General features: G+C 44.4%; 14 protein-coding genes and 2 tRNA genes. 3 read left to right on the plus strand and 13 right to left on the minus strand.

Features of this window, described 5'->3' with window-relative positions; genetic code table 11:
- Positions 1-512: 512 nt before the first annotated feature.
- The 7 genes from P3C17_RS04845 to P3C17_RS04875 all read right to left on the minus strand — a co-directional run bounded on the left by P3C17_RS04845 (position 513) and on the right by P3C17_RS04875 (position 9,105).
- The gene (locus P3C17_RS04845; RefSeq protein ID WP_300928367.1) at positions 513-2,144 is read right to left on the minus strand and encodes a methyl-accepting chemotaxis protein; all 1,632 of its coding nucleotides are present in this window, start codon (positions 2,142-2,144) and stop codon (positions 513-515) included.
- A gap of 178 nt (positions 2,145-2,322) precedes the next feature.
- Positions 2,323-2,407: transfer RNA gene (locus P3C17_RS04850), tRNA-Leu, on the minus strand.
- Between the two features lie 29 nt (positions 2,408-2,436).
- A tRNA-Leu gene (locus P3C17_RS04855) sits at positions 2,437-2,521 on the minus strand.
- A 204-nt stretch (positions 2,522-2,725) separates the two neighbouring features.
- Positions 2,726-3,679 carry a 2-oxoglutarate and iron-dependent oxygenase domain-containing protein gene (locus P3C17_RS04860; protein WP_300928368.1) on the minus strand — a complete coding sequence of 318 codons (954 nt, stop codon included), beginning with the start codon at positions 3,677-3,679 and terminating at the stop codon, positions 2,726-2,728.
- Positions 3,680-3,692: 13 nt separating this feature from the next.
- On the minus strand, positions 3,693-4,907 hold the full coding sequence (locus tag P3C17_RS04865; RefSeq protein WP_233081401.1) for a NupC/NupG family nucleoside CNT transporter: 1,215 nt from the start codon (positions 4,905-4,907) through the stop codon (positions 3,693-3,695).
- A gap of 301 nt (positions 4,908-5,208) precedes the next feature.
- A complete protein-coding gene (gene udk, locus P3C17_RS04870; protein ID WP_300928369.1) occupies positions 5,209-5,841 on the minus strand; it encodes a uridine kinase in 633 nt (210 codons plus the stop codon).
- A 111-nt stretch (positions 5,842-5,952) separates the two neighbouring features.
- Positions 5,953-9,105 (minus strand): TonB-dependent receptor, encoded by a 3,153-nt coding sequence (locus tag P3C17_RS04875; protein WP_300928370.1) that lies wholly within the window; start codon positions 9,103-9,105, stop codon positions 5,953-5,955.
- Positions 9,106-9,500: 395 nt separating this feature from the next.
- On the opposite strand from P3C17_RS04875, the gene P3C17_RS04880 reads away from it, so the two are divergent.
- Positions 9,501-10,625, plus strand: a complete 1,125-nt coding sequence (locus P3C17_RS04880; protein WP_300928371.1) for an endonuclease/exonuclease/phosphatase family protein — start codon at positions 9,501-9,503, stop codon at positions 10,623-10,625.
- Positions 10,626-10,680: 55 nt separating this feature from the next.
- On the opposite strand, the gene gpt is transcribed toward P3C17_RS04880, so the two are convergent.
- From gpt to P3C17_RS04900, 4 genes are all read right to left on the minus strand, one after another.
- Positions 10,681-11,157: a xanthine phosphoribosyltransferase gene (gene gpt / locus P3C17_RS04885; protein WP_127025495.1), complete on the minus strand. Its 477-nt coding sequence runs from the start codon at positions 11,155-11,157 to the stop codon at positions 10,681-10,683.
- 9 nt (positions 11,158-11,166) lie between these two features.
- Positions 11,167-11,871: a purine-nucleoside phosphorylase gene (gene deoD / locus P3C17_RS04890; RefSeq protein WP_008899616.1), complete on the minus strand. Its 705-nt coding sequence runs from the start codon at positions 11,869-11,871 to the stop codon at positions 11,167-11,169.
- Positions 11,872-11,884: 13 nt separating this feature from the next.
- On the minus strand, positions 11,885-13,087 hold the full coding sequence (locus P3C17_RS04895; protein ID WP_300928372.1) for a phosphopentomutase: 1,203 nt from the start codon (positions 13,085-13,087) through the stop codon (positions 11,885-11,887).
- Positions 13,088-13,229: 142 nt separating this feature from the next.
- Positions 13,230-14,846 carry a methyl-accepting chemotaxis protein gene (locus P3C17_RS04900; RefSeq protein WP_300928373.1) on the minus strand — a complete coding sequence of 539 codons (1,617 nt, stop codon included), beginning with the start codon at positions 14,844-14,846 and terminating at the stop codon, positions 13,230-13,232.
- 175 nt (positions 14,847-15,021) lie between these two features.
- Between P3C17_RS04900 and P3C17_RS04905 the strand changes: the two genes are divergently transcribed.
- Positions 15,022-15,714 carry an SDR family NAD(P)-dependent oxidoreductase gene (locus P3C17_RS04905; protein ID WP_300928374.1) on the plus strand — a complete coding sequence of 231 codons (693 nt, stop codon included), beginning with the start codon at positions 15,022-15,024 and terminating at the stop codon, positions 15,712-15,714.
- Here P3C17_RS04905 and P3C17_RS04910 read toward each other — a convergent pair.
- Both P3C17_RS04910 and P3C17_RS04915 read right to left on the minus strand, forming a co-directional pair.
- Positions 15,595-16,119 (minus strand): 2-amino-4-hydroxy-6-hydroxymethyldihydropteridine diphosphokinase, encoded by a 525-nt coding sequence (locus P3C17_RS04910; RefSeq protein ID WP_300928375.1) that lies wholly within the window; start codon positions 16,117-16,119, stop codon positions 15,595-15,597. The genes P3C17_RS04905 and P3C17_RS04910 overlap by 120 nt on opposite strands.
- Before the next feature lie 15 nt (positions 16,120-16,134).
- The gene (locus P3C17_RS04915) at positions 16,135-16,911 is read right to left on the minus strand and encodes an MBL fold metallo-hydrolase (protein ID WP_300928376.1); all 777 of its coding nucleotides are present in this window, start codon (positions 16,909-16,911) and stop codon (positions 16,135-16,137) included.
- A gap of 185 nt (positions 16,912-17,096) precedes the next feature.
- Here P3C17_RS04915 and P3C17_RS04920 point away from each other — a divergent pair, with 185 nt between their 5' ends.
- On the plus strand, positions 17,097-18,086 hold the full coding sequence (locus P3C17_RS04920) for a PHB depolymerase family esterase (RefSeq protein WP_300928377.1): 990 nt from the start codon (positions 17,097-17,099) through the stop codon (positions 18,084-18,086).
- Positions 18,087-18,089 lie beyond the last annotated feature (3 nt).

The raw sequence follows: 18,089 nt of genomic DNA on the forward strand, positions 1-18,089 counted from the left end.
ATATATTCTTTGTGCGATTGCTCGCTGCAGAATCTAAACCGTGAGTGCCCACACAGATGATTGATTGCTTATTGTTAAAGAGCAGTGCTGAACCGGTTATTACCTTGTTCAGCGGGAGGCGTATCTTACACTTCCCAGAATTTGTGTCAAGCCAGCGATTTGAATTTATTTATCAAACTCACCTTCGACTTACTGCCTTAGCAGCTTCGCTTCACTTTTGAGCCTTTCGACTCCACCGCGCTGCGAGGCGGCCATTTTAGTGATTTTCAACTCCGTGTCAAGCGATGTTTTGCATCATTTTTCACTTCATCTCAAAACCACCCCAGAGCTGCTTTCGCATCACCCCGTTGGCATGGCGCGCATTATAGGGAGTTTTTAATCCTGCACAACCCCTAAAATGACAATTTGATGATATCCGTGATCGTTCGCTCAGAAATAAAGCAAAACGGGCAAAAAAGAGTCTTTTTTGCCCGTTTTATTAACAGAAATAACGCTTACCAAAGAAAAAGCTGTTATTGCACCTTAAATTGCTTCACCAGATCTTTTAAATCCTTGCTTAGTTGAGTTAAACGCTGAGTCGACTGATCGCTGCCTTTAATAGCTCCGGCGGTCTGATGCACCAACTGGCTAATGGTATGCACGTTCTGATCCACTTCGCCTGCCACTGCACTTTGTTGTTCTGCTGCAGTAGCTATATGCGCATTCATATCGGAAATCTGTGCTATCGAATTGGCAATATCCGTCAACGCTTGCTGAACCTGAGATGCCAGATTGATATTAAGTTCTGCTGCAGTTTTACTTTCCTGCACAGCAGCGGTCATTTGCTGAGTGCCTTGTTGCAACTCTGCAATAATACCGGAGATTTCCTGAGTTGATTTTTGCGTTTGATGTGCGAGGGTGCGAACTTCATCAGCGACCACTGAAAAGCCTCGGCCATGTTCACCTGCCCTCGCTGCTTCTATGGCCGCATTGAGAGCAAGTAAGTTAGTTTGATCTGCCAGCTTATTAATGATGTTCAATACATGGCTGATATTTTGTGACGAGCTATATAAAGACGAGGCAACTACCGAGCTTTGTTCTATGGTCTGGCTTTGGGTATGAATACTCTCTACTGATGCTTTCATCAGCTTCATGCCCTGCTGAACCAAGCTTTCAACCTGACCAGTTTCATGATTGGCTTGTTCTGCGCTTTGTGCCACTTCAGCTATAGCCGAACTCATTTCTGTAATAGCAGTAGCAACCATATCGGTTTCTTGTTGTTGCTGCACACTCTCTTTGGAGATTTGTTGCGAAATTCGAGCAACATCCAATGCACTTTCACTGACATCAGAAGCGGTGACACCTACTGAAGTAATCAACTGGCGGATTTTGCCGACAAAAAGGTTAAATGCTGTAGCCAGTGCTGCTAATTCATCTTTGCCGTCATAACTAAGTTTGACCGTCAGATCGCCATCGCCAGAAGCTATGTCCTGCATAGCAGCAACAACATCTGTCATGGGTTTAACTACTGAGCGTGTCACATACCAGCTTAATGCCAACATCAAGCCCACAACCAGAAACACCAAAATGGCAAGTTGCATCACAACCTCATAAAAAGAGGCCTCCACATCATCTATATAAATACCGGTCCCTACTATCCAGCCCCAGGGTTTAAACAACTCCACATGGGTGATTTTGGGCACTTCTTCAGTTGCACCAGGTTTAGGCCAGTTATAGAACACTGAATGTGAACCATCATCCGCCACACCATCGGCCATATTCTGAAACAAAGGTTCGCCTTGTTTATCTTTAAAACTCGCAACATCTTTACCATCCAGGTCAGGCCTGAATGGATGCATTAGCATAGTCACCTGCTGATCGATAACAAAGTAATAGTCGTTCTCTTTATAGCGAAGGGATTTCAGTTCGGCTAACGCCAGTTGTTTAGCTTTGGCTTCGTCTAATTCTCCGCTGCCTACTTTACTGTGATAGTTATTAACCAAAGCAACTGCAACCTGAGACAAATAAAGAGTAGAGAGGCGTTTCTCTTCCAGAATACTTTGCTTTAAACCAGAAAGGACTAACCAGCACACCAGGATTTGACCAAGAACGGCCACGCCAACTATGGCAAAAAGACGGGTTTTAATACTCAAATTCTTTAACATGCCCCAACCTTTACAAGACGTATCTGTTTGTTTTGTAAAGAATAGGCTGAAGATAGGAAATAGCAAGCAAGGGCAAAACGAACAAGAATATTTAGTTAGTAACTTAACAATAAAGGAAGTGTGATTTTTCAGAATACATAAGGAAGTAAAACAGAAGAATAACATGAAGAAAGAGAGTTGGTGCCGGGGGGGGGACTCGAACCCCCACGCCGTGAAGCGCTAACACCTGAAGCTAGTGTGTCTACCAATTCCACCACCGCGGCAACTCAATTTGTCTCTGTCAACGAAGTTTTGGTGCCGGGGGGGGGACTCGAACCCCCACGCCGTGAAGCGCTAACACCTGAAGCTAGTGTGTCTACCAATTCCACCACCGCGGCGCAAAGCGTCGTTGACGGCGTGCATGTTATGCGTCAAGTGGGCAATCGTCAACTGTCTGATGCAAATTTTCAGTTGTTTTCACCGTCACTGCTGAAATATTCAGCAAAGTGTTGGCTTTTACATCAAAGACCAGGCTTTAGCGCATCACAAAAATAAAAGGCGAACCAGAGTTCGCCTTTTATTATTAAGTTAGCAGGACGCCATCAGTACTTAGCTTTTTTTATTAAACCAATTTCTTCCAAACGCTGCATCAGGTAGTCGTTTGAGTTAATAGGTTCAGGGTAACGGTTTGGCTGATCAGCACTGATACAACTATCCAAAGTTTCGATGACATAGTCTGGATTCGGGTGCATAAAAAACGGAATAGAGTAACGAGGCTGACCTGCCGCAGCACCCGCCGGATTGACAACTCTGTGAGTGGTCGACGGCAACAAGTGATTCGTCAAGCGCTGCAACATATCACCGATATTCACTACTATAGTGCCTTCAATAGTAGTGACAGGTAACCAGCTACCATCACGACGCAAAATTTCCAGACCTGATTCGTGTGAGCCAACCAATAAAGTGATCAGATTGATATCTTCATGCTGGCCAGCACGAATAGACTGAGTCGAGGTATCCTTAATTGGCGGATAATGAATAGGACGTAAAATCGAATTGCCGTAATTCACTTTGTCGGCAAAATACGCCTGATCCTGCTTTAAGAATAAAGCCAAAGCTTCCAGTACCGTATTGCCTAAGTTTTCCAGCGCAGAGTACAAGCCGTAAGTTGCCTCTTTAAATTCTGCCACTTCAGACGGCCACAGGTTTGGATACAAACTTGGGTGTGGCGCCGGGCCTGATAACTCACGGCCAACGTGGAAGAATTCTTTTAAATCCGGATGATTACTGTCTTTGGCTTTTTCAACACCAAACCCCGTATAACCACGTGCGCCGCCTTGGCCAGGCACATAGTATTTTTGTTTTACTTCAGTCGGTAAAGCAAAAAATTTCTTGATTGCTTTGTAGGTATTGTCCACAACGTCATCCGGGATACCGTGGCCGCTAATGCCACAGAAACCAAACTCAGTATAGGCCTTGCCAATCTCGGCAACAAAGCTAGCTTTGTCGGTGGCAAACCGTCTGATGTCCAACGTAGGGACTTGTTGTTGAGTCATAGTTATAACCTATTTAACTTAACGAAAAGAAAAAGCCTGCTATTGCCGCACTCATCAGGTTAGCCAGAGTAGCAGCTAATAGAGCTTTTAAACCCAGCTCTGCAATATCTGACCGACGATTCGGAGCCATCACTCCTAAGCCACCTAACAAAATGGCAATCGATGAGAAATTTGCAAAACCACATAACGCTATAGTGACGATAATTTGTGTATGTTCACTCAACTGTCCGGCTTTGACATACTGGATAAAGTCCAGGTAAGCCACAAACTCATTAATCACCAATTTCTGGCCGATAAAGCTACCTGCCAAACGGGCTTCTTCCCATGAAACACCTAAGATGAATGCCAGTGGTTGGAAAATATAGCCGAAGATCAGTTGCAGAGTTAAGCCTTCAAATCCAACTAAAGTGCCTACCCAGCCAATTAAACCGTTCACTAATGCAATCAAACCGACAAAAGCCAACAACATAGCGCCAACGTTTAATGCCAGTTGCAAACCACTGGCAGCACCTGAAGCTGCAGCGTCAATCACGTTGGTATTTTGTTCCATCATACCAATGTCAGTTAAATCATTTTTTGGCGCTTCAGTTTCTGGTAACAACAGTTTTGCCATCAATAAGCCACCAGGGGCGGCCATAAAGCTGGCGGCAATCAGGTATTTCAATTCAATTCCCATACCGGCATAACCTGCCAGCACAGAACCTGCCACTGAAGACAAGCCCCCTACCATCACCGCAAATAATTCTGAGCGGGTCATAGTGGGAATAAAAGGTCGAACAACCAGCGGAGCTTCTGTTTGGCCAACAAAGATATTAGCTGCAGCACTCATAGACTCAGGACGACTGGTGCCAAGCAGTTTTTGCAAACCACCACCTAACACAGTAATGATGATACGCATCACACCTATGTGGTACAGCACAGCTATCAAAGAGGAGAAAAAGATAATAACCGTCAGCACATGAATGGCAAATACAAAGCCATATTTCTGCGCGCCCGCATCACCAAATAAGAAGATGATACCGGCCTGAGCGTAAGAGATAATATTGCCAACAAAGGCTGAAATGCTTAACAGCACGTCTTTACCAAAAGGCACATAAAGCACAAAAGCGCCTATTGCCAATTGGATCGCAAAAGCACCTACGACAGTGCGCCATTTGATGCGACTTCTGTTAGCAGAAGCTAAATACGCAGTTACTAAGATGGCAAGAATGCCAACCAAACTCATCATAGTTATTCCTTGGATATAGGGTCTGGCCAAGCAAGGCGCAGATTTTTTGTTCTTGTGATGCCAAATCCTAGAATAGCATCAAAAGATCAAGTAGTTACAGTTTCCGAGCGGGAGTGTTAACCACCGTAGCCGGCTTCAAACACTTGTAGTTGCTGTTCAGGGGTTGTCTAAACTTGACGTTTTGCCGCGCGATTATAACAGAATTGAAAAGCTTGCAAAGCAAATGTTGCATGAGGAAGATGGATGAAAGCGACAACCAAAACTGCACTTTGATTGTCGTTACTGCGTACATTCAGGAAGGTTATTCCTGCAACAACTGGCGAATTTTTGTTTTGATTATGTCGATGGCAATTTCGTTTTTGCCACCACGAGTCACCACTAAATCGGCGTATTGTTTGGATGGGTTAATAAACTCAAAAAATGCTGGGCGCACATAGTTTTCGTATTGTTCTGTAATAGAACCTAAACTACGACCTCTGTCTTCCATATCGCGTTTAATACGACGCAATAAACAGACATCCAAAGGCGTATCCATAAAAACGGTAATATTAAATTGCTGACGTAATTTATCATCGGTCAGTAATAAAATACCTTCTACCAGCACTACTTTGGCCGGATGCACAGTAATGGTTTCTGATTTGCGAGTATGAGTTTTATAACAATACTGTGGCATAGACACAGATTGACCGTCTTTTAACTGCTGTAGATGTGAAGCCAGTAACTCATGCTCAAAAGCGGCAGGATGGTCGTAATTAGTCAACGTACGTTGATCAAAAGACAGATGCGCTTGGTCCCGATAATAGGCATCTTCAGCCAATACAGCAATACGCTCACCACCCAGTTCAGCGACAAGTTCCTGATAAACAGTAGATGCAAACAAACTTTTACCAGAGGCCGAGGCGCCGGCAATAGCAATAATGGTACTTTTTGGCACAGTGTCACTTCTATTTCAAAACTTAACTTAGCGCATTATCGCGGATTTTAGCTTTGGATTAAATAAAAAATGCCGGTATTACACCGGCATTTTTTCATTTCAGAACAATAATCAGAACTTATATTCTAAACCAAGTACCATCGACCACACTGAACTGCTGTCTAAGACACTTTGATCACGTGGAGCACGGAAAGTCTCGTACACATATTGACCATCATCATTCATAGTTGCTGCAACTACAGCCTGTTGATAGTGGAAACCAATTTGACGACGTGAACCCCACTCATCATTCAGCAAGTTGCCAACGTTCATGATGCTGAAGTACAACAAGCCTTGGTGCTCTTCGCTGAACGCAGGGATCTCTTGTGTCACTTTTAAGTCAACACGAGTCCACCAATCTGAGTTGGAACCGTTACGAGGAGCAATTCCACCACGATTACCTTCCAGACCGTTATCAGCAATAAAACTGTTAAACGCATCCAAATCAAAATCTGCGCCATAAACAACTTTACTGTCGTTAGCCGTTGGAACATAAAGCAGGTTACGGTCACGAGAACGACCTAAAGCATCGCCAAAACCTGGGTCACCGATGAAGGTATAGCTATACGCACGACCCTCTGTACGTTGAGCAAACACGTTGAAATTGGTTGGGTAACCATCAATCAAGTTTGCAGAATAGTTTAAGTTAAGAGTGAAACGATTTGGCGTCTCATAGTTTGAAGGCGCTGGCGTTGGATTTAACGGATCATCAGTTACCAAACGATCATAGTTAGAGTTCGCTGTTGTACTAGTCATTGGATGAGTTTCTTCCGTTGACTGATAAGCATAACTAAAACGTGCTTTTAAGCCCTCAGCTATAGTCCAATCAACAAAAGTACTAGCTATTTTACTTAAACCTGACTCATCAGAGTTTGTCAGCAATAAATCCCAGTTGTTACGTGATACACATGCACCAGAGATATCAGCCACATTCACAACACAATTGCGATAAATAGGGCGACCATCAGGTGCAGTACCGTTAGATTGTAAACGCAAATCAACAGTCTTCAGCGGGTCTTTCTCTTTAGAAAGGATCAAGTCCGCGCCTATGACCAAATCTTCCGTCAACTCTTTTTGCGTACCAACGTTAAATTTCCAGTTTGCTGGAGCCTTAAAGTTAGGGTCAAGAGACGCTACGTTACCATCACCGCCACGCAAATAAGTTGGGGATTTCAGAATGTCAGGAACTTCAGAACCAAAGTTAGGCGTATTCGCTGCGTTTAATGCAGCAGTACGAATATCAGCTGGTAAGGCCGCTGTACTGGAAGCTAATGCTGCAACACCGTCATTCGAATAAATGTTAGATATCCAAACATTCGGGTTACCACCAGAAAACAGACCAATACCACCATAAACAACCATGGTGTCATCAACGATGTAATTCACACCTAAACGCGGCTGGAATAAATCCAGATCAAGCTTTTGAGCGTTGTCGAAACCATAACGGGTAGCGAAATTTGCATTTGAGTTTGGACGCGAATCAGCTGTCCAACGATCCCAACGTAAACCCAAAGTCACTGACAGATCATCAGTCAGGCTAAATTGATCCTGAATAAACAGTGCATAAGATGGCAGTTTAAATTCAGCTGCAGCATCAGCAGGATTCAGAGAAGCTGCGTTGCTGTAACCAATACTGGATGCAATACCAGCTTCAAAATCTGCTAGTGAATTAAACTGAAAATAGCCTTTGGATTGCGGTACAAACATATTAAATATACTGACGGTCTTATACTCGAAACCACCAGTGATTTCGTGGTCTTCGTAGAAGTATTTACCTTGAGCATTTAAGTTGAAAGTATCATAAGCCAACTCGTTCGCGTGGCGGAACTGGTCTGGTCCAAAGTGAATTCGGTTGCCATTGACATTATTGATCTGGAAATGACCAAAATTGCCTTGTCCTGTTCTAGGATCTTGACCATTTATAACTTCCTGGTAAGAGACTCGAACACTTGTAGAGAAAGCTTCCGTCCAATCTGAGAAAAACTGAGTGGAATAAGACGTCAGCTCGTTAGCTCTTGTGTAGAAGTGATCATTAAAGGCAAACTGAGTTGAACCACTGTCTGTCGTTGCAGTAGTATCACCAGTAGTGTTTTGGTAGGTCAGGAAAGCGCGATGATCGTTATTGATCTGCCAGTCAAGTTTTAACAGAACTTTTTCTTCGTTGTTATTGGTTTGAGTCTCCAATGGAGCAACCGTATAACCATAACGACTCTGAGCTATATCAGCAACTTGCTGTATAGTAGCCAAATCTAAACCTTCGATCTCTGAAGGGAAGCCAGAACCTGTAGGACCCCAACTGAAAACTGTACTCGGATTGTGTTTCTCATAAGCGGCGAAAAAGAACAATTCATCTTCAAGTAATGGCATACCCAAAGTAAAGCCGTAACGTTTTTCGCTGAATGGAGCTACATTAATGTCTCTGCCGTCGATGCTGTCACCCTGCATAGAATCATTTTTATAATCTACAAAAACGTTACCAGAGATCTCATTAGTACCGGACTTAGTTACAGCGTTGATAGCACAACCGCTGAAATTACCATAAGTTACATCAAATGGAGCTAATTCAACCGCAACTTGATCAATAGCGTCAAAAGGAAAAGGAAGACGTTCTGTTGGGTAACCATTTGAATTTAAACCAAAGTTGTCATTCATTTCCAGACCGTCAACAGTCAGGCTGTTTGATCTGTTATGTCCGCCAGCACACTGAATAGCGTTTGCGTTTGAAGCATCAATAGTAATACGCGGGTCTTGCTCTACAACACTTTTAATATCACGGTCTATAGTCGGAGTATTCTGAATATCTGCAGCAGTAAAAATTGAACTCGGGCCTCTGGCATCAAGGTTCAGTGCAGAAATTCTAGATCCCGTTACAGCAATTCTCTCAACACCGGTGTCAGCTTGCAAACTCACATTAATGTTCGAAGTTTCATTCAGCGTTAAAAAAACGTCATTGATCGTCTCGTCTGAATAAGTATCAGAATCAACCAAAATCTGATAAGGACCGCCAACTCGCAGACCTGTCGCATTAAACACACCGCCAGCATTAGCTGTAACAACTGTTTTAGAACCCGTAGGCACATGGATAACAGTCACTTTTGTACCAACAGCTGGAGCACCAGCAGGAGTTGTAATCATCCCACGCATAGCGGACGAGGTGTTCGCCATTGCAGCGTTACTTGCGCCGAGAGCGAAAGCAACAGCTAAAGCTAAATGTTTAAGTTTCATATCGTTTTTCACCTGGTAGTTGTAAATTATTTTGTTTCAGCCAAGCTGAAAACTTCCTGCTTCCAATTTGGGCGACAACTATAACGAAGTTTTATTACGTTTTTCTTACATCGAACCAGATCGCCGTTGAACTTATACCAACTTTGGCTGTCAGGTCCGATTTGTCACGCAAGTGTAACATATCAACTTTAAAAATCGTACATTTGCTGCACTTAATCAACTCCATCTTCAACTCAAAGCAGAACAACTTGTTTGCGAGCAAAATCAACGCGGAAACTGGGTTTTAACGTGGATTCAGGATATGCTTGCGAAACTATTTAACTGGCCTGTCTCTTATGAATTATATTTTTTCATCTATTTTAGTTACATCTTTTTTATCACTCAGCGGAATAGCTATGGCTAAAGAGCAAACACTGACGTTCGCCACATTTAATGTCAGCATGGAATCCGAAAACTATCTGGCGAAAGGTGTTGCAGGAAGCCCACAGGTTTTGAGTACTCTGCTCGCAGAGGGAAAGCATCCACAAATTAAAAATGTAGCGGCCATCATTCAGCAAATACAGCCTGATATCCTGCTGCTGAACGAGTTTGATTACATCGAAGACTCTGCTGCAGGGGTGCAACTGTTTATCCGCAATTATCTAAATAAAGCCCAAAGCGCTGATGGTAAAACTATTGATTACCCCTATTTCTATTACAGCACGGTCAACACAGGTCAACCCAGCGGTTTTGATTTGGATAACGACGGCCAACTAACGAACAAAGGTGCTGATGCCTGGGGGTTTGGTCAGTATCCGGGTCAGTACGGCATGATGCTATTGTCGAAGTATCCTATTAATACCAGTAAGGTCAGAACCTTCCAGCAATTTAAGTGGAAAGATATGCCGGGTGCTTTGCAAACGACGAAAGCTGATGGCTCTCCCTGGTATAGTCCGGATGCCTGGCAATTAATGCCACTGTCATCAAAATCGCATTGGGATGTACCTGTACTTATTAATAAGAAAGCTGTGCATTTGCTGATCAGTCACCCTACTCCGCCTGTGTTTGACGGAGAGGAAGACCGAAATGGCAAACGTAACCATGACGAAGTACGATTTTGGACTGACTATCTGAGCCCTGAAAAAGCGGGGTATATCTATGATGACAGAGGGCAAAAAGGTGGCTTGGGCGAAGATAAGCGTTTTGTGGTGTTGGGGGATTTAAACTCATCCCCTGTAGAAGGAAATGCTTATAAAGAAGGTATTGGTAATTTACTGATGCACCCGAGAGTAAACAGCAGTTTTACGCCTCAAAGTGCGGGCGGCAAAATGCATAGCCCTGACAGTCCTTATGGTGCGACTCACACTGCGGGCTGGCGAATGAGAGCAGATTATGTGTTGCCTTCCAAAGCAGGTTTTAAAGTAATGTCCAGCGGCGTGTTCTGGCCAGCAACTGGTCAGCCATTTTATGAATTAGTGGCTGACAGGTCAGCAAGTTCAGATCATCGTTTGGTGTGGATAAAGCTTAAACTAACTAAATAATACACAGATAAAAAAACGGAGCTTAACAGCTCCGTTTTTTTGCTTAGTACATCACTTAAGATTTCTGCTCAGCCAGTGGCACACTGTAAGCAAGTTCCATATCCCATGGCAGTTGGATCCAGGTGTCCTGCTCTATGTCAGTCACATAGTGATCAACCAGCGGTTTGCCCTGAGGTTTGGCATACACAGTGACAAAACAAGCGGTAGGAAAATGTTCCCGCAGCGCTTTTGCTGTTTCGCCTGTATCGACCAAATCGTCCACTATCAGTAAACGTGGGCTGTCGGCTAAAGAGGCATCTTTCAATACCTTTAATTCACGTTGTTGATCATAGTCGTAACTGGAGACACAAATGCTGTCCACCACACGAATATCCAGCTCACGCGCCAGAATAGCAGCAGGCACCAAACCGCCACGGCTGACCGCAACTATGCTGTCAAAATCGCGGTTTAATAAACCTTTAGCTAACTCTTTCGTTGCTCTGTGAAAGGCTTCCCATGACACATAAAACATTTTGTTGGTGGTCAGTGACATAACAGTTCCTTAAACCAGAGCCAGCGCAATTTCAACCATCTCGTTAAACGAGGTTTGACGCAATTCAGCACTTAATGCTTCGCCAGTACGGATATGGTCGCTAACCGTCATAATCGCCAGCGCTTTAATGCCAAACTCTGCAGCTACGCCGTATAAACCAGCAGCTTCCATTTCAACACCTAATACACCGTATTTCTCCAGACGATCAAACAAAGTTGGATCCGGGTTGTAGAATAAATCTGAGGTAAATAAGTTACCTACTTTCACATCAATGTTTTTAGCCCGGGCTGCTGCAACAGCACGCTCCAGCAAACCGTAATCTGCTAAAGCAGCAAAATCCAGGCCACCACCTAAACGGTTACGGTTCACATTAGAATCTGTGCTTGCGCCCATAGCTATCACTACATCACGCACTTTCACGTCCAACGGTAAACCGCCACAGGAGCCAATACGGATAATGTTTTTTACACCATAAAACTTCACCAGTTCAGTGGCATAAATCGACATGGAAGGAATACCCATGCCTGAACCTAACACGCTGACTTTTTTGCCCTGATAAGTACCGGTATAACCAAACATATTACGTACTGTGTTCACACACTCAACATCCTGCAAAAAGGTGTCGGCAATATGTTTAGCGCGCAGCGGGTCGCCAGGCATTAATACGGTTTCTGCAAAAGCGCCTTCTGGCGCGTTAATATGAGGAGTTGCCATGAGTTACTCTAAATTAAGAAGCTAAAAAGGACTGGCCATAAGGCATGGCCGCTAAATCAAAATACTCGGCCATGGTTTGGCCCATATCAGCGAAACTTGCTCTTTCGCCTAAATCTTTGGCAACACGATTTTTGCCATAGAATAGTACTGGTACATATTCGCGGGTGTGTTCAGTACCAACCCAAGTAGGGTCACAACCATGATCAGCTGTTAACAGCAGCACGGCATCTTCATCCAGTGCAGCCATAATTTCCGGCAAGCGGCTGTCGAAATACTCCAGCGCTTCACCATAACCTATAGGATCGCGGCGATGACCGTAGTTCTGATCAAAGTCGACCAAATTGGTAAAGACCAAACTACGCTCTGGCGCTATCGCCATCTCAGCTAAAGTTGTATCCACCAAAGCAGCTAAGCCATTGGCTTTGACTGCTTTGCTGATGCCCTGATGCGCATATATATCGGCAATTTTACCAATGCTGACCACAGTGCCACCAGACTGAGTCAGGGTATCGAGCACTGTTGGTGCAGGAGGTAATACTGAATAATCTTTTCTGTTACCAGTGCGGGCATAGTTACTGGTATCAGTGCCAAGAAAAGGACGGGCAATCACACGGCCAATATTGTAACTGTCCAGAAGCTCACGGGCGATTTCACAGAACTGTAAAAGCTTTTCCAAACCAAAATGTTCTTCATGAGCCGCCACCTGAAATACGCTGTCAGCCGAGGTATAACAAATAGGTTTACCGGTTTTAATATGCTCGTCACCCAACTTGACCAGAATATCAGTGCCTGAAGCATGGCAGTTGCCCAATATACCTGGCACACCAGTGCGGCGCACTAACTCGTCAACCAGTTCAGCAGGAAAGCTGTTTTGTTTGTCGTGGAAATATCCCCAGTCGAACAATACAGGCACACCAGCAATTTCCCAGTGACCGCTTGGCGTATCTTTACCACTGGATAATTCACGGGCATAACCGTAGCTGCCAAGCAGAGCTGGACTGTCTTCGACTAATGCCATTTCACCGCTGGCAGCAAAACCTGCTTTGACCAAACCTAAACTGGCCAGGTTAGGCAACTGCAACTGGCGGCCTTTGGCCTGAAAAAATGCTTTACTGATACTGGCAAAAGTATTGGCACCGACGTCACCGAACTTACCAGCATCAGGCGCACTGCCAATCCCAAAGCTATCCATTACTAAAATTACTGCCTTTGACATACTTACCTACCTATTACATCAACCCTCATCACATAAATGATCATGAGGTTCGGTAAAGCCAGCCACAAGTGGCAAAAATTAAAAAGGGCACGCAGCTTATGCAAAAACGCACCCTTTGGCAATCCCAACTTTTTACATTCTGCTAACTGATTTTGAATTTACCTACTAAACCAAATAAGGTATCAGATAGCAGACGGATTTCATTCGACAAACGATCATTGTCTTTGGCTATATCTCCCGCAGCACTGGCCTGATCATGCAGCGCATACAGGTTCTTGGTAATTTCCTCAGATACCACAGCTTGCTCTTCTGTAGCGGCCGCAGTTTGGGTAGCCATATCATTCACTTTGATAGAGGATTGTTGTAACTCACGGAACACTTGTTCTGCCTGAGAAAAACTGCTGACGGTTAAATCTGCATTGGTTTTACCACTACTGATCGCAGTGGCGGCTTCATTGACGCGGCTTTGCAGGGCCTGGATCATTTCCTGAATATGGTTAGTACTTTGCTGAGTTCTTGAGGCTAAAGTACGAACTTCATCCGCCACCACAGCAAAACCACGGCCTTGTTCACCAGCGCGGGCTGCTTCAATTGCAGCATTTAAAGCCAGCAGATTGGTTTGTTCGGCAATACCTCGTATCACATCCAGCACTGAGGCTATATTTTCAGAGCTGTTTTCCAATTCACCTGAGCAGGCTAAAGCCTTGTCTACGTCTTTGGTTAAACTCGCCATACTTTGAGTGACGCTGTTTACCACCACCAAACCACGTTCTGCGCTGATCTTTGCTTCGTCTGCTTCATGAGCGGAATCAGTGGCTACCTGAGCCATTTCTTTATTTGCCAGTGTCATCTCATGCACAGCACTGACAATAGAATCGGACGCCACATTCAACGAACGGGTAATATCATTGGTTTTAATCGCAGATTCAGACAACACCTGCGTTAGTTTGCTCAGCTGTGCGGCTTGCTGCAGAACTGAGGCAATCAGCTGGCATAAATTAGCAACAAAACCATTAAACTGCCCAGCTAAAGCGGCAAACTCATCCTGCGAGTTGGTATCAAGCCGCGCAGTTAAATCACCGTCACCTGAAGCAATTTCAGATAAACGAGCTGTCAGTGTATTAATTTGGGTGGTCAGTGACTTAGGTACGCTGTAGCTAAACCAGCCAGCTATCAGCAGTATAATAGCGGTGACGGTGTAAGTCGTATTTTGAAAAAAACTGATCTCTGCAGTCAAATCATGTTGTTCACTAACAGATTTATTCAGCGCCGCCTCGCCCGCTTGGTCCAATACGGTACGTAAAGCGGTAAACTGGTTTTGTTCTTCCGCTATTAAATCAGCTCCTGCGCTGCCGGTTTTACTGGCATTCACTAAGGCTATAGCACTTTGATACCACTGCTGATAATCCTGTTCAAAACCAATAAACTGCTGCTTGATGTCCGGATAATCTTTTAATAACTGCAAATACTCGTTAAAACGCTGTTTCACCTGCTGGGCATTTTCTTCGACTTCAGCTTCAAGCGTGGCGCTATCGCCCTGTTTACTTAAGTGCATAGTGGAAGCCAGTTTAGCCTGATATAAATCGCGATCGGCATTTAACACCACAGAAATAGCTTGCAGGAAATTTTCCGCCTGCACTGCCAAAGCGTTTTTTTGCAAGCCAGATAAATAACTGAACATGGAAACGACTATCAATAAAGTAAAAGCCAGAATAAGCATAGGTAAGCTGCTTTTAACTCTGATACTGTGAAGATTCATAATGAGTCCTTGGAAGGGTGTAATACTTCACTAAGTATTGATAACAGAATGACTTTTTGCCAAATTTCGTTCAAAAAAGTTTTAAGCTTTGTAAAATCAGTCAACTGAAGGGCTGTACTGAACTGAATACAGGCAACAGCGTATAAAGCAGCAGATAAATTGATGGAGTTTGGCAATGAAAACCGCAGTCATTACAGGAACAAGCCGGCGCTTAGGCGCTTATCTGGCAGAAAAACTCAGTGCAGAGGGCTATCAGGTCTTCGGCCTTACCAGACAACTGAATCCAGAGCAGCAGTATTTAACTCAAATTGTGGTGGATTATCAATCGGCCGATTCGGTGATGTCTGCGATCCATCAGTTACAACAACAAAACAGTATTGACCTGTTGATCCATAACGCATCCTTATTTGAGAAAGATGAGTTACATGCTCATGACAGCATTCAGTTTTATCAGGCGCTATTTGCCGTACATATGCAGCTGCCTGCACTTTTAAACCAACACTTAGCACCACAAATCGCCACAACTCAGGGCTGCGGTCTGATTGTGCATATCACAGATATTTACAGCGAAAACCCAAACCCTGCTTTTTCACTGTATTGCAGCACCAAAGCCGGGCTTGAGAATTTAATGAAGTCGGCGGCCAAAGCATATGCACCAAAAATACGGGTGAACAGTATTCAACCAGGTCCTATTATGTTTTTGCCAGAACACAGCAACAGCGAAAAGCAACAGGTGATGCAACAAACCCTAATTGCTGAAGAAGCCGGCTTTGAGCCAATTTTTCAGGGCGTCCGGTTTTTGATCGATAATAAATTTGTCACTGGCCTCAGCCTGAAAATAGATGGCGGCAGGTCGCTCGGAAAATAACTGACAGCCCAGCTGAATAGGGGCTTGTTTGCTTGCCGGGTCAAACACTTGTTGAATATAGGACTCTGTCAACTCTTTTTGCCAAACCTCTGACCATGCCTGCTGATACCAGATAATATCCAAATCACAGCTGCGATCTTTGACACTACGTAATGGATCGCTTCTGTCCCGTCCAAGCAACTCTTCAATACGGCAAAGCTCTGTTTTTAATTGTATAGCAGACAAGCCTGAACTCAGCACCAGCACCGAATTAATAAATACATGATTAGACTCCACCAGTTCAGCCTGAGTATAAACCCGCCGGTACAGATACAAAGATCCAAAGCTTTTAGCCAGCGTGCTGACAGCAGCGGCCACATGGTGTTCAGGCTGAATATTTGAGCCTATCGAAATCACATAATACATAAAACTCCTTGTGACTCAGCTTGCAGCTGTATCCGTCTGATGTTCCTTACTTAACAGCACCCGCTGCCCTTGCCGGGCAAAACCAGCAAAATGCTGATCTACCATCTGCTGATAGTCTGGCCAATGGTCTTCATAACTCATTAAATAGGTTTTTTTGCAGAGCTCAGCCGGGTACAAGCTTAACAGTGAATGCACCGAAGCATGTACAGGGTTATAGTCAGTCAGAGTGACATCGTGAAAAATAAGCTCTGGTTTTAACTGCATCAGCAACTGCGGTATGGCCACCGTATCGCCGGAATAGAAGATACTCTGGTTAATCATCACGCCAAAACAGACTTTGCCCGGCGTATGAGACACCCGATGCAGTTGGTACCGATTACCAAATAGCTCGAACTCATCGTTTTGTAACAGCACCAGATCAAAGTAATCAGCAAGCTGATTTTCGCCTTCGCCATTTTTCGCCAACACGCCCTTTAGACACTGATGCCATAACTCGTCATACAACTCATGATGCAAAATCAGCCGGGCTTTTTTATGGTATTTGTAACGGCCTTCATTCGCCAGCCGCTCCAGGCCAAACACATGATCGGCATGCACGTGAGTGATAAACACTGCGTCTATATCCTGCAGCTTTAAGCCCTGAGCCTGCAAAGCAGGTTTGATGGTGTACCCACAGTCAATCAGCATATTGCCTTTGGCGTTTGTCACCAAGGCATTGTTATTAAACAAGGTATCGGATTCTGAATGACCACAGCCGAGAATTAACAGTTCATTGGAGCTGGACAACATCATTTATTTCTACCCAAAGCAAAGTGCCTTTATAGTACGGCTTTTGCTGCAAATTGTATCACTGCTTTAGCGGATCTTTTTACTGCAGCAGTTCTGGCCACTTACTGTACCTTAGTGCTATAGCGACATCAGCCTAAAGCAATCAGAATGGGATCCGTCAAGTTTTAGCCCTTAAAAGGACAGTTCAGATGAAAACCTTGCCTTTTGTTTTATCTTCTTTCGCCTTCGCTCTGAGCAGCACGGCTTATGCGGCTTTGCCTGCATTAAAACTGAATTTAGACCAAACCACAGTGTCGGGTTTATCCAGCGGCGGTTATATGGCAGCGCAGTTTCAGCTTGCTCATGCCGATTGGGTAAAAGGCGCGGCCATAGTGGCAGCAGGTCCGGTGTATTGCGCACAGAACAACTTAATGACAGCTCTGGATCACTGCATCAATAAAGTAGACAGCCCTATCCCTTTGGCTGATCTCAATAAGCAGCTAAAAGACTGGTCAGCCCAAGGTTTGTTGGCTTCTGAAGCAGAGATTAAACAAAGTAAAATCTGGTTACTGCACGGCACTGCCGATCAAAAAATCAGCAAAGAAGTAGCTGACGCCCTTTATCAACAGTACCAAGAGTGGCTACCAGCAGCACAGCTAAGTTATGTGCAGGATAAAAACTTTGCTCATCATATGCCAACCTTAAACGAGGGCAGCGCATGTGACAGCTCCGAAGCACCGTTTTTAGGCAAATGTAGTTACGATGCAGCAGGGGAAGCGCTGAAATTTATTCAGCCCGGTTTGAAAGCCCCTGCGGATAATAGCAGCGGCACTATTTATCCAATTGAGCAGCAAAAAATAGCAGGAGATTTGGCCGCCACTATGGCAGGACAAGGTCTTGTCTATGTGCCCAAAAGTTGTGAGCAAGGCCAAAGCTGTACTTTGCATATCAGCTTTCACGGCTGTAACCAGCATGCCGATGTGGTAGGCATGGCTTATGTCGAAAAAGCGGGTTTCAACCGCTATGCCGACAGCAACAACATAGTGGTGCTGTATCCACAAACCCGCGCCTCAGCCCTGATGCCAATGAACCCACAAGCCTGTTGGGATTGGTGGGGTTACACTGATGCAAATTATGCCAACCGCAAAGGTCAGCAAATTCAGGCTGTGGTGAAACTGGCGCAGTTTTTAGCAAAATAAAAT

Source organism: Rheinheimera sp. 1928-s, from assembly GCF_029269265.1.
In the GTDB taxonomy this organism is placed as follows: Bacteria; Pseudomonadota; Gammaproteobacteria; order Enterobacterales; family Alteromonadaceae; genus Pararheinheimera.